Raw genomic sequence first — 11,868 nt, forward strand, 5'->3', positions numbered from 1 at the left:
TCAGAGCAGCTCGAGGATTCCGTACGCCGTCGCCGCCTCGCGGACGATCTTGCCGGTGTCGACGTGGGTGCTGCCGGGGCTCGGAGTGAGACCGTGTCCGGTCAGCGTGGCGGGAGCGTCGAGGAGATTGCCGTCGTGGTCGAGGACCTGGGTCTCGAGCTTCACCTCTTCGCCGAGTTTCAGCGCGGTCGATTGGTCCCAGGACCGGAGGAACACCAGTCCGTCGGCGGCGTTGGCGACGTACCAAGGGCCGGGAGTGCCGCGGACGATCCAGCGCTGCCGCATGGTCGCGACCCGCTCGTCGACCGCGTACCAGCCGTCCCTGGTCAGGAGGTCGGGCTTCTGGTCGAACTCGATGAATCCCACGGCTGAGCTGCCTTCGGTCGGCGCGGCGGGGTGGGTCGCGTCCGTCGTGGGGATCCGGCTCTTGTACCTGGCCGCCACGGCCGGGTCGCCTCCGACGGGCGCCGCTGTCATCGTCTTGCCGTCGCCGAAGCAGCCGTAGCGCAGGTTCTCCGGCGAGGTGAAGGCGATCGTGGTCTCGCTCGCCTGCCGGCCCCAGGTCATCACCTTGATGCCGTGGCCAACGGCGGTGGGCCGGTTCGGGCCGCCCATGCTGCTCAGGCAGGCCTGCGCAGCCTTCGTCTTGTCCGCCGCCGTGAGCGGGCCGAGGTCGATGTTGATGTCGGGGTGGAGCTGGATACTCACCTTCGGCTTGGCTGGGGTCGTGGCCTGGGTTGTTGCCGATGTCTGCTGGGTGGCCGGTGCCGGCTGGCTCTTGTCGTGGCCGGTGGCAACGACCAGGATTCCGCCGGCGATCACGGCGATGGAGGCGGCGGCGCTGACGGGCACCAGCCAGCTGCGGCGACGGCGTACCGCGGTGAGGTCGTCGGCGAGGATGCGTTCGAGGATTTCGTGCTTGTGCGGGAGCGGCCGGTCGGCCGGGAGCTTGGTGATCATTTCAGGCCTTCCAAGGAGGTTCCGGCCAGCTGGCTGCGCGCCCTGGCCAAGCGGGATTTGACGGTTCCTTCGGGGATGCCGAGGGCGCGAGCCGCTTCGGCCATCGAGCATTCCGACCAGACCACCAGTTCGACCACGTCCCGGAGTTTGGTGGGGAGCTTGTCGAGCAGCCGGCGGATATCGCTCATCGCACGTTCGTCGTCGATCCGGGCCGCGGTGACCGTGGAGTGGTCGGCGACCGCCGTACCGCCCGCGTCGATCAGCTCGATCCGGTTCCGCAGCGCGTCCTGCCGACGTGTCGAGCGCAGGACGTTGCCGCATTCGTATCCGGCCATGACGAGCAGCAGTGGGCGGGCGGAGTCGAGCGTCAGTTCGTCGATCCGGCCGGCCTTGGCTCGTCGCCAGAGCGCGGTGAACGTCAACTGGACCACGTCCTCGGCCTGCGACCACGACGCCGTACGGCGGAACGCGAAGTTGTAGACGGCGTCACTGTGCCGGTGGAACAGCTCGGTCAGCGCCTGCTCGTCCGCGAGCCGGAGCCGCTGCCAGAGCTCGCGATCGGTGCCCACCAGCTGTCCTGGGCTCTCACCCATCAGCACCCCCAGCGTTGATGTCCTCATGCCTGGAAGAGTCCAGGACGTCAGCCGGCGGTTCCCTTCAGTTCGGTGGGGAGCTCCAGGTGATGCAGGACTTCCAACCTCGACACCGCTCTGGTCAGGATGACGTAGAGCCGGTTCAGGCCGCGGGGCTCGGCGGCGACGATCTCGGCCGGCTCGACCGCGATCACGTGGTCGTACTCGAGCCCCTTGGCCAGGCTCGCGGGTACGACGGTCACCCGGCCGTCGCCGTCTGCGGGGACGACCTCGATGCCGGCGGCCTTGAGCGCGTCGGCGAGTGCGGCCGCCTGGTGGTCGGCGGCGATCACGCCGATCGAGCCCTCGTCCGCGAGGGCTGCTTGTACGGCGGCGACGCAGGCGGTTGGGAGCTCGTCGACGTGGGTGACCGTGAGTTTGCCGTCGGTGCGGAACGAGATGGTCGGTGGGACCGAGACGTCGAGGGGGCCGAGCAGGCGGTTGGCGAGCTCCACGACGGCCGCTGGGACTCGGTAGCCCGTGGTCAGCGCGATCACCTGCGCTGTTGGCTTCCCGAGGTGCTGGAGTTGGGTGATCCAGTCCGTCGCGGCCCAGGGCGTCGTACCTTGGGCCAGGTCGCCGAGGACGGTGATCGAGCCGTGTTCGCTGCGGCGGGCGATGGTGCGGCACTGCATGGGGGAGAGGTCCTGCGCCTCGTCGACAATGACGTGTCCGTACGTCGGTCCGCGTTCGAGCAGCGCGCCCACTTCGTCGAGCAGGACCGCGTCGGCGGTGGTCCAGCGGGCGCTCTTCGCCCTGCGTGGTCGCGGCCAGGCGATCAGGTCTTGTTCGTCAGGAGTGAGGATTCCGTCGGCGGCGTGGCTGAGCTGGTCGCGGTCGCTGAGCAGTTCGGCCAGGACCTCGTCGGCCTTGGTGTTCGGCCAGACTGCCTCGACGGCCGGCTTCGCGGCTCGGGCCATCCGCCGTTGCCAGACACCGTTGCAGTTCTGCCCGCGCGCTTCGGCCTGGCGTTGGAGTGCGGCGACGATCCGCGCGATCACCCGCTCGCGGCCGAGCAGATACGCCGTCGCCTCGACCCGGGCCTCCGTCACCATCTCCGCGAACTCGTGCTGGTTGACGCGCCACTTGTACGACCCATCCGCGACGACCACGGCTTCGTCCGGGCGCTGCACTCGCGCATAGACCGCGTTCCGCAGTACGTCGGCCATCCGTCGGTCGTGCTTGACTCCGGCCGCAGCCGGATCGTCGGTCGCCTTGATCTCGCGGGCGAGAAGGGACTCGATGGTCGTCTGTTCGACGTCGACCTCGCCGAGCGTGGGGAGGACGGCCGAGATGTAGTGCAGGAAAGCCCGGTTGGGACCGAGCACGAGGACGCCGGTGCGCTTCAGCCGGTCGCGGTGGGCGTAGAGGAGGTAGGCGGCTCGGTGCAGGCCGACCGCGGTCTTGCCGGTGCCGGGTGCGCCCTGGACGCAGACCGATACCTCCAGGTCGGTCCGGACGACCTCGTCCTGCTCCGGCTGGATCGTGGCGACGATGTCGCGCATTGGCCCGACGCGAGCTCGCTCGATCTCCCGGCGTACCAAGGCGCTGCCGCTGGAGGTCTCGCCGGCGGTGAGGTGCTCGTCTTCGAAGCTGGTCAGGGTGTTGGCCGACCAGCCGAAGCGGCGGCGGGTCTGGATGCCTTGAGGCGCGGTGGCGGACGCGCGGTAGAAGGCCGTGGAGACGGGTGCTCGCCAGTCGATCACCATCGGCGGGCGGCCGATCGCGTCCGAGATGTGCCGGCGGCCGAGGTAGTAGGTCTGGTTGCGGTGCTCGCCGGCCGCGCGGTCCTCGCCGTACCCGATGAGGCCGAAGAAGGGTGGGTTGTCTCCCTCCTCGCCCAGGTCGCGGGCGAGGGTCTTGAGGTAGAAGCCGAGTCGCTCGGCCGTGTAGCGGTCACCCCAGGTGTCTTCGCCGATCACCACGTTGTCGCGGGCTCCCGCGACCATTCGCCGGAGCGCGTCGCGGCATCGCTCGGCGTACGCGCGCTCCTCGGGCAGCTCTCGCATCACGCTCCAATGAAAAAGGTTAACCCGGTCAATAATTTGTCTAGGTTAACATGTCGGCGTGACCGGACTTCGTGCTCGCAAGAAGCAGCAGACCCACGACGCTCTCTCCGAGGCGGCCATCAAGCTCTTCCTCGAGCGCGGCTTCGACGAGGTCTCGGTCACGGACATCGCGACGGCTGCGAACGTGTCCAAGCCAACGCTGTTCAAGTACTTCCCGACGAAGCAGGACCTGGTGCTGCACCGGTTCGCCGATCACCAGCACGAGGCCGCCCGCGTGGTGGCGGCGTCCTCGGCGCCCTCGGCGTCGCCGGTGGAGGCGCTGCGGGATCATTTCCTGGCGGGCCTTGATCGCCATGACCCGGTTACCGGGCTCAACGACGATCCGGCCGTCCTCGCGTTCTACGAGCTCGTGTTCACGACCCCTGCGCTCGAGAGTCGGCTGACGCGGTTTGTTGCGGCTGACGAGGAGGCGCTTGCGGTGGCGCTGGGCGGTCATCTGCGTGCCGCGGTGACCGCGGCCTGCCTGATCTCGGTGAATCAGGTGCTGAGCCGGCGCAACTGGCAGGTGATGACCTCGGGTATGGCGGCCGATGTCTACCACCCGACCGCCTATGCCGAGGCGATCACGGCGTACAAGGCGCTGGCTGCCGGGTTGTGACCACTAGGGTGATGGTGTGACTGATGTGAGCAGGCGGGTGCTGGTGCTGAATGGGCCGAACTTGGGCCGGTTGGGGTCGCGGGAGCCGGAGAAGTACGGCTCGACGACCTTCGAGGAGCTCGTGGGGGAGTGCGCGAAGGCGGGCGCCGAGCTCGGGCTCGAGGTCGAGGTGCGGCAGACCGACGACGAGGCCGAGCTGGTCGGCTGGCTGCACGAGGCCGCCGACGGCCGGATCCCGGTCGTGCTGAACCCGGCCGCGTTCACCCACTACTCGTACTCACTCCGCGACGCCATCGCCCAGCGCACCGCACCCCTGATCGAGATCCACCTCACCAACCCGGCCACCCGCGAAGAGTTCCGCCACACCAGCGTCGTCGCCGGCGTAGCCACCGGCACCATCGCCGGCTTCGGCCTGAACTCCTACCGCCTGGCCCTCCAAGCCCTGACCACCCTCCCGGAGTAACCCGGCCCCCTCCCGGAGTAACCCGCCGCGTCTCCGAGACCCAGTCGGGCGCCGGCCGGAAGAACCGGCAACCATCCTGCCCTTTTGGGCATCTAGTCCGTGTGGGCAGCTTTCGCCGTTCGCGAGGTCACGATTCGACCGCACACGGACAAGAGATCAGGTTGAGATGCCGGTGAAATGCGTTTGCGTCACGCTAGGCATCAGGTCGTAATACGCGCGTCATCGGTCTAAAGGCTGGCTGAAGGTTCGTGGGCACGATCGGAATCGACGATTTTGGGGGGTTCGTATGACTGCTGAGTCGATCCGTTCCGTTCAGCAACGCTCTGCGTTGATCAACCGCTCTGGGGGAGTAACGAGTATGACGACGCAACAACGTATTCCGGTCTGGGTGAAGGCGCTGGACCCGCTGTCGCAGTTCGGGTTGGTGCACGCACTCAGGCAGCGCCCGGAGATCGCGCTGATCAGTGACGCCGACCTCGGGGCACTGCAGCAGTCCGAGTCGGCAGGCCAGCGCATCGCCCCGCCAGTGGTCGCGTTGGTCGCCGTGGATTCGCTGGACGCGGGAGCCGTCCAGGTCCTGCGGGCCGCGACCCAACGGGGATGTCGCCGGACCGTGTTGATCGGCAGCACGATCGACGACGATGCTCTGATGACCGCGGTCGAACTGGGGGTGTCCGGCGTACTGCGTCGTACCGAGGCGACAGCCGACCGCATCGTGCACCTGGTGCAGGCCGCCGCCGCGGGTGATGGCAGCCTGCCACCAGATCTGCTGGGCCGGTTGCTCGGTCAGGTGTCGCGCATGCAGCGGCACGTGCTGGCACCGCGTGAGCTGTCCCACAACGGGCTGTCCGACCGCGAGACGCAGGTACTGCGGCTCGTGGCCGACGGCAAGGACACCCAGGAGATCGCCCGCGAGCTGTCCTATTCGGAGCGAACGGTGAAGAACGTCCTCCACGACGTGACCAGCCGCCTGCAACTGCGCAACCGCTCGCACGCGGTCGCCTACGCCCTCCGCGAAGGCCTGATCTAACAGCTCAACGAAGCCGGCCCTGTCCAAGGCGGGGGCCGGCTTCTACGCGGTCAAGATCTCCGTGACCAGGGCGTCGAGCGGAAGCCTCCGAGCGTGATCGGCGATGCGCTCCACTTCGGGACCAAGAGCTTGACGACACACCGCCCAAGCAGCGGTGAGGGCAGTCAGTTCATCGGCAATGAAGAGTGGCGCACCAATCTCCGCACGCTCAGATTCGGCAACCGCCAGCAGCCGTACGGCGCGTTCGTGCCGACCCTCCGCGGCATCGATCGTCGCCAGTACGCCGAACGCGTCCAACACACCAACCGAGTAGCCGATGCTTCGCGAGATCCGCAGCGCAAGCAGAGTCCGGGACCGCGCCGACACGAGCGCACCGGTCTGGAAGTCCATGATCGCGAGGTTGCCGTTCGCGATCACGATGCCCTGCTCATCGTTGATCTCCGACCACACCGCATGCGCTTCCTCGAACATCTGCCGTGCCGCGACCGGATGTCCAAGCTGCCTAAGCGCCAACCCAGTGCAGTTCAAAGCGGCCCCACGGACGACACCAAGCCCCAAGTCCGCAGTGAGCCCCTCAACCTCGTGCGCGTACTGCAGCGCGGCGTACTCGTCTCCGAGCGCCAGACTGGTCAACGTCAGACTCTGCATCGCGATCGCGAGCCCACGCTTGTCATCCAGCGCCCGGTATGTCGCCGCGCACTCCAGACCGATGTCCCGAGCCTCGGCGTACCAACCCGCGTACCGGGTCTGTGCGGCGAGTGCCGCCAGCGCCGCGGCTCGCCCAGGTGTGCCTGGCGCGAGAGAGTCGAGCGCGGCGCGCAACCAGCCGAGGGCCTGGCCCATCAGGCCGCGGAAGTACCAGTGCCACGACAGCGGCGCGACGATCTCACTCACCCGGGCCGGATCGTTGACCAGGCACCACTCGATCGCGGCGAGCAAGTTCGGCTCCTCGGCACGCAACCGACGTGCCGCCTCGAACTGCCGCAACGCAAGCCGGCGATTCATCCGCGCCGCATGCTTGCCGAAGTCCGCCAACGTCACGCACCACGCAGCATGACGCCCGCGTACGGCGCTCTCCTCGCCGGCGGCTCGCAGCCGTTCGAGCCCGTACTCGCGGACCGTCTCCAAGAAGCTGAAGCGTTCGTCGTCGTCCATCGTGACCAGGCTGCGGTCGACGAGAACGGCCAGCAGCTCGGCGACCTCGTCGGCCTGGATCCCGTCGCCCGCGACCACCTGCTCGGCCGCCTCCAACGTGCAGCCGCCGGCGAACACCGACAGGCGGCGCAACGCCGCACGCACAGGCGGATCGAGCAGCTCGTGGCTCCAGTCGAGAGCCGCGCGCAGATTCAGGTCACGGCCCTCGGCGCCGATCAGGCGAAGTCGATCATCGAACTGCTCGGCCACTTGCTGAACAGAGATCGTGCGAGTGAGACCCGCGGCGAGCTCGATGCCGAGCGGAAGCCGATCGACCGCAGCGCAGATCTGCTCCACCGCCGGACTCGGCTCGGCCCCGGTCCGGTCGCAGAACAACTCGACGGCCGCGGCCTGCGGCAGTGGCTCGATGCGTCGTACAGACTCGTCGGAGCGGCCGAGCAGTCGTTGCGAGGTCACGAGAATTGAGAGGTCGACAGCCTTGAACCGCAGGCTGTCGAGCAGCGCGGCGAGGTCGGCCGTCAGGTGTTCGGCGTTGTCGACGACCAGAAGTGCGCCGGTCAGCAGCTCGGCGGACTGGCTGATGGAGTTGTCCCCACGGTCGGCGCCGACCGCGGCCGCGAGGGCCGCGGTGAGGTTGTCGGTGCCATGCAGCGGCGCGAGGTCCAACCACGCGACCGTCCGACCGCGCGCCGCTTCGGCAGCAACCTCGCGAGCCAGCCGGGTCTTGCCGACGCCAGGCCCACCGAGCAACGTGATGAGCCCCGGCCGCCGGATCTCTGCCAGCAAGGCGATCCGCTCGTCCCGGCGGCCGACGAAGTTCTTCGATGCCGTAGGCAACGAGATCCGTGGCAGCTCCGGCCGATGTCCGCGGAGGTCGTCCTCGATCGCGACCGTCTCCGGAGTCGGATCGATGCCGAGCTCAGTCGCGAGCGTCGTCCGCAGGTCGCGCAGCCGATCGAGGGCGTCCGCCTCGTGCCCGGACCGGGACAGGGAGATTGCCGACAATCCGACCAGGCGTTCGTGCAGCGGATGGGCGGCGACGAGCCGTTCCAGTTCGGGTCCGACGGGATGGCCGAGGGTGAGGCCGGCTTCGGCCCACGCCAACTGGAGTTCCAGCCGCAACGACTGCAGGCGCCGCCGTTCCGCGGCGACGAACGGGATCCCGTCCAGGTCGCTCAACGGATCGCCCCGCCAGAGCTCGATCGCTGCGGTGGTCGCGGCGAACAACCGAGCCTGATCGCCAGTACGGCGTACTGCGTCGGCCGTGGCGAGCACCTTCTCCGCAGCCATCAGGTCGGTCGGCTCGGCCCGCAGGCTGAACCCGGCCGGGGTGCGCTCGAGCGCGGCTGCGTGATCTCCCAATGCGGCACGCAGCCGCGACGCCAGCACTCGCAGCCGGGCGGTCGGCCCCGCTGGGTTTTCCTTGCCCCACAGGTCTCGGATCAAGATGTCGTCGGCAACGGCCTGACCACGAGCCAGCGCCAGCCGGACCGCGAGCGCCCGCGCCATTGGTTGCCGCACCGGCAGCACGTCCCGGGCAGGCCGGAGGACCTCGGAGGTGCCGAGGATGCGCACTTCGAGGCGCGGTTGCTTCGTCGCTCTCACCCCCAGTGGAGAACGTCGTAGATCTTAGGGTGCCTGCCCGTTCGGCAGCTCGGGAGGTCCCTCGGCGCGGCGCGGCCTAATAGCCCACGGTGAATCGCTGACCGACGTGCTCTGCTTGCTCTCCCTCGTCGACCAGGGCGATGGCGAAGTCCTCCATCGAGATGTGCGAGTTGCCGTCGGCATCGGTCAGGAGGTGGTCGCCGCCTTTCCGGTAGTCGCCCGTACGAACGCCTGGCTCGAGGAGTGCCGGAGGACTCACATAGGTCCAGTCCACGCCGATCGACGCGCGCATCAGTTCGAACTGTTCGGCCCGCAGGCCGAGGAGTAGTCCTTGGCCGTTTGGACCAGCTCGTCCTCCCGACCTGGCTGCGGCCGGGTCGCACTGATGACCACGTCGTGACCGGCGCTCAGTCTGGCTACGTCGTCCGGGTCGGAGGCATCACCTCGAACGAACTGCGGTCCGCGGCTGACAGCCGTCACCTGATGCCCGCGGGAGGTTGCCTCGTTGACGACTCTGCTGCCGACTGCGCCAGTGGCGCCGAAGACGAGGATGCGCATGATCAGCACCTCTCCGCAGCCGGCACGAGCACTGGCGCCGGGGCGATCGGCTTCGGCTTCCGGCGTACTTGCGCGCTGATGAGGGCGGTCAGAACGATGAGGGCGCCGACGCCCTGCGCGAGGGCGAGGTGTTGGTCGAGTACCAGCCAGCCGAGCGTGGTCGCCATCACCGGGCTCAGCAGGCCGAGGAACGTCACGTCGGTGGGGGATAAGGCCCGGATGCCGCGGAACCATAAGGCGTAGGCGACAGCTGAACCGATCAGCGTCAGGTACGCATACCCCGCGAGGTTCTGGGCTGTGAACGCAGGCGGCGCACCCTCGACCAGGAACGTGACTGGTAGCAGCACCACACCACCGGCGACGAGCTGCCAACCGGTGACTGCCAGCAGGGGAGCGGGTGTCGACCACCGCTTGCTCAGTACGACGCCGAACGCCATCACCACCGCGCCACCAAGAGCCGCGACCACACCCCAGGTATCGAGGTGCGCGTTGGCCCGGAGGACCAACAGCCCGACGCCGAAGACACCGGCGATCGCAGCAAGAACGGTCCGCAGCGACAGACGCTGACTCAACAGACCGGTCGAGAGCAGGGCGACAAGGAGTGGCTGGATCGCGCCGACGGTGGCGGCGACACCACCCGGCAGCCGGTAGGCGCCGACGAACAGCAAGGCATTGAACGCGCCGATGTTCAGGGTGCCGAGAACCAGCGACCGCCACCACCAGCTGCCACGCGGCAGCGTGCGGGTGATCGCGACCAGCAGCAGCCCGGCCGGCAGCGAGCGTAACAGCGCGGCGAGGAGTGGGCGATGGGGTGGGAGGAGCTCTGTGGTGACCAGATAGGTGGTGCCCCAGAGCAGCGGCGTGATCGCCGTGACCAGGAGGAGGGTGACTCGTTTGCTTAGCACTAAGATAAAGTATCTCAGCGCTAAGCAATCCACAATCCCTCACCGCTAAGCAATCTGGGGCTAGGCTGGGGAGATGGCAGATCACGTCGACCTGGTGCTCGAGCAGTGGGGCGAGCAGCGGCCCGACCTGGACGCGTCCCCGATGGGAGTCATCGGCCGGTTGAGCCGGCTCAATCAGCTGTTCGACAACGAGCTGCGGCGCAACTTCTCGCAGCACGAGCTCGATCGCGCGTCCTTCGACGTACTGGCGACCCTGCGGCGGAGCAACTCCGAGCACAGTCTGACGCCGGCCGGTCTGATGCACTCGTCGATGGTGACGTCCGGTGCGATCAGCCAGCGGCTGGATCGATTGGAGGCCCGTGGCCTGGTCACCCGCGCGCCCAGTGAGACCGACGGGCGCGGTGTCCGGGTGACGCTGACCGCCGAGGGACTGCGGTTGATCGATGCCGTCCTGCCGACCCACATCGACACCGAGGACCGCCTGCTGGCCGGCCTGTCGGAGACCGAGCGGGATCAGCTCGCCGGTCTGCTCCGGGCACTGCTGGAATCACACGGGGACAAGCGGGACTGATCCATGATGCCTGCCCTCGGCAACGACCGGACGGAGACGCTGCGCGATGCGCTCACCCGGCATCTGGTTGCCGAGGGCACCATTCATGATCTGGACGTGGCGGCCGCGTTCCGGACGGTGCCGCGGCACCTGTTCATCCCGCACGTGCCACTCGAGATCGCGTACGCCGACGACGTCGTGCTGATGAAGCGGAACCAGGCCGGCGTGGCGATCAGCTCGGTCTCGCAACCGAGCATCGTCGCGCTGATGCTCGAGCAGGCCGAGATCCGGCCGGGTGACCGGGTGCTGGAGATCGGTTCCGGCGGCTACAACGCGGCCCTGCTGCGAGAGCTGACCGGTCCGGAGGGATCCGTGACCACGATCGACATCGACGCCGACGTCACCGAACGAGCGCGGGCGTTGCTCGATCAGGCCGGGTACGACGATGTCCGGGTCGTGCAGGCCGATGGCGAGTACGGCGTACCCGAAGGAGCGCCGTACGACCGGATCGTGGTGACGGTGACCGCGTGGGATGTGCCGACGGCGTGGGTCGACCAGCTGCGGCCGGGTGGGCGGATCGTCGTACCGCTGCGGGTGCGTGGGCAGACGCGGTCGATCGCGTTCGACCGGGTGGAGGGTCATCTGGAGAGCCGGTCGACGACCTTGTGCGGGTTCGTCTGCATGCAGGGCGCGGGAGCGAACTACGAGCGGTTGGTCCCGATCGCGGGCGACGAGGTGAGTGTCTGCTTCGACGAGGACCAAGAGATCGACGCGCATCCGTTCGACGGCGTACTCGATCAACCGCGGCACCAGACCTGGTCGAGTGTCGTGGTGAACCGCGAGGAACCATTGCTCGATCTGAACCTCTGGCTCGCATCCACACTGCCCGGGTACTGCGTTCTGTCCGGCGAACGGACCGGAGTCACGCCGACGCCGCGCGGGGGAGCGGCGGCGGTCGCCACCCGCGACAGCGTGGCCTACCTGACGTGTCGACGGGTACGGCGTACTCCGTCCTCCTTCGTGGAGCTCGGGATCAGTAGCCATGGTCCGGATGGGCGTGACCTGGCCGACCGGATGGTCGACCAGTTGCGGATCTGGGACACGCACCACCGGCGTGGTCCCGGACCCGCGTTCCAGGTCCACGCGGTCGGCGATGAGCCCCCACCGGGCTTTCAGATCGCTCGGCGGCACAGCTACATCACTGTCAGCTGGGCGGCGTAGTCCCGGGACGCGGGGCGTTGCGGACCGTCTGCCAGAGCTCGTCGATGTCGGTGCGGTCCTCGGGTTCTGGGGTGTCGACCCAGCCGCTGGCCCAGACGTCCTCGTCCCGGTCCAGGTCGAAG

12 protein-coding genes are annotated in these 11,868 nt (G+C 68.3%); 5 read left to right on the forward strand and 7 right to left on the reverse strand.

All coding sequences use genetic code 11. From position 1 onward, the window contains the following. From AB0L70_RS38585 to AB0L70_RS38595, 3 genes are read right to left on the reverse strand one after another with little or no spacing between them, the layout of a single operon-like run. Window positions 1–960, reverse strand: coding sequence for a hypothetical protein (locus tag AB0L70_RS38585; protein WP_363691847.1), 960 nt, complete (start codon window positions 958–960; stop codon window positions 1–3). Continuing rightward, a complete protein-coding gene (locus tag AB0L70_RS38590) occupies window positions 957–1,580 on the reverse strand; it encodes an RNA polymerase sigma factor (RefSeq protein ID WP_363691848.1) in 624 nt (207 codons plus the stop codon). Before AB0L70_RS38590 ends, AB0L70_RS38585 begins: the two co-directional genes overlap by 4 nt. 20 nt (window positions 1,581–1,600) lie before the next feature. Then, a complete protein-coding gene (locus AB0L70_RS38595) occupies window positions 1,601–3,601 on the reverse strand; it encodes an AAA family ATPase (RefSeq protein WP_363691849.1) in 2,001 nt (666 codons plus the stop codon). A gap of 58 nt (window positions 3,602–3,659) precedes the next feature. On the opposite strand from AB0L70_RS38595, the gene AB0L70_RS38600 reads away from it, so the two are divergent. The 3 genes from AB0L70_RS38600 to AB0L70_RS38610 all read left to right on the forward strand — a co-directional run bounded on the left by AB0L70_RS38600 (window position 3,660) and on the right by AB0L70_RS38610 (window position 5,752). Next, entirely contained in the window at window positions 3,660–4,259 is a 600-nt protein-coding gene (locus AB0L70_RS38600; protein ID WP_363691850.1) for a TetR family transcriptional regulator, read from the forward strand. A gap of 25 nt (window positions 4,260–4,284) precedes the next feature. Beyond that, on the forward strand, window positions 4,285–4,722 hold the full coding sequence (aroQ, locus tag AB0L70_RS38605; protein ID WP_363691858.1) for a type II 3-dehydroquinate dehydratase: 438 nt from the start codon (window positions 4,285–4,287) through the stop codon (window positions 4,720–4,722). Between the two features lie 358 nt (window positions 4,723–5,080). Beyond that, window positions 5,081–5,752 (forward strand): response regulator transcription factor, encoded by a 672-nt coding sequence (locus tag AB0L70_RS38610; RefSeq protein WP_363691851.1) that lies wholly within the window; start codon window positions 5,081–5,083, stop codon window positions 5,750–5,752. Between the two features lie 42 nt (window positions 5,753–5,794). On the opposite strand, the gene AB0L70_RS38615 is transcribed toward AB0L70_RS38610, so the two are convergent. The 4 genes from AB0L70_RS38615 to AB0L70_RS38630 form a co-directional block, all read right to left on the reverse strand. Next, the gene (locus AB0L70_RS38615; protein WP_363691852.1) at window positions 5,795–8,512 is read right to left on the reverse strand and encodes a BTAD domain-containing putative transcriptional regulator; all 2,718 of its coding nucleotides are present in this window, start codon (window positions 8,510–8,512) and stop codon (window positions 5,795–5,797) included. 76 nt (window positions 8,513–8,588) lie between these two features. Next, window positions 8,589–8,804 carry a hypothetical protein gene (locus tag AB0L70_RS38620; protein WP_363691853.1) on the reverse strand — a complete coding sequence of 72 codons (216 nt, stop codon included), beginning with the start codon at window positions 8,802–8,804 and terminating at the stop codon, window positions 8,589–8,591. Then, window positions 8,804–9,070, reverse strand: a complete 267-nt coding sequence (locus tag AB0L70_RS38625) for an NAD(P)H-binding protein (RefSeq protein ID WP_363691854.1) — start codon at window positions 9,068–9,070, stop codon at window positions 8,804–8,806. The genes AB0L70_RS38620 and AB0L70_RS38625 overlap by 1 nt, the downstream gene beginning before the upstream one ends. Window positions 9,071–9,072: 2 nt before the next feature. Further along, a complete protein-coding gene (locus tag AB0L70_RS38630; RefSeq protein ID WP_363691855.1) occupies window positions 9,073–9,975 on the reverse strand; it encodes an EamA family transporter in 903 nt (300 codons plus the stop codon). Window positions 9,976–10,048: 73 nt separating this feature from the next. Here AB0L70_RS38630 and AB0L70_RS38635 point away from each other — a divergent pair, with 73 nt between their 5' ends. After that, on the forward strand, window positions 10,049–10,546 hold the full coding sequence (locus AB0L70_RS38635; RefSeq protein ID WP_363691856.1) for a MarR family transcriptional regulator: 498 nt from the start codon (window positions 10,049–10,051) through the stop codon (window positions 10,544–10,546). A gap of 3 nt (window positions 10,547–10,549) precedes the next feature. Then, window positions 10,550–11,746 (forward strand): methyltransferase, FxLD system, encoded by a 1,197-nt coding sequence (gene fxlM, locus AB0L70_RS38640; RefSeq protein ID WP_363691857.1) that lies wholly within the window; start codon window positions 10,550–10,552, stop codon window positions 11,744–11,746. Window positions 11,747–11,868: the final 122 nt, after the last annotated feature.

The sequence above is a fragment of the Kribbella sp. NPDC051952 genome (genome assembly GCF_040680855.1).
In the GTDB taxonomy this organism is placed as follows: Bacteria; Actinomycetota; Actinomycetes; order Propionibacteriales; family Kribbellaceae; genus Kribbella.

Excerpts from the sequence above, each read along its gene's own strand:
- AB0L70_RS38585 (WP_363691847.1), bottom strand. The coding sequence starts at position 960 with ATGATCACCAAGCTCCCGGCCGACCGGCCGCTCCCGCACAAGCACGAA.
- AB0L70_RS38590 (WP_363691848.1), bottom strand. The coding sequence starts at position 1,580 with ATGAGGACATCAACGCTGGGGGTGCTGATGGGTGAGAGCCCAGGACAG.
- AB0L70_RS38595 (WP_363691849.1), bottom strand. The coding sequence starts at position 3,601 with ATGCGAGAGCTGCCCGAGGAGCGCGCGTACGCCGAGCGATGCCGCGAC.
- AB0L70_RS38610 (WP_363691851.1), top strand. The coding sequence starts at position 5,081 with ATGACGACGCAACAACGTATTCCGGTCTGGGTGAAGGCGCTGGACCCG.
- AB0L70_RS38620 (WP_363691853.1), bottom strand. The coding sequence starts at position 8,804 with ATGCGCGCGTCGATCGGCGTGGACTGGACCTATGTGAGTCCTCCGGCA.
- AB0L70_RS38625 (WP_363691854.1), bottom strand. The coding sequence starts at position 9,070 with ATGCGCATCCTCGTCTTCGGCGCCACTGGCGCAGTCGGCAGCAGAGTC.
- AB0L70_RS38635 (WP_363691856.1), top strand. The coding sequence starts at position 10,049 with ATGGCAGATCACGTCGACCTGGTGCTCGAGCAGTGGGGCGAGCAGCGG.
- fxlM (WP_363691857.1), top strand. The coding sequence starts at position 10,550 with ATGATGCCTGCCCTCGGCAACGACCGGACGGAGACGCTGCGCGATGCG.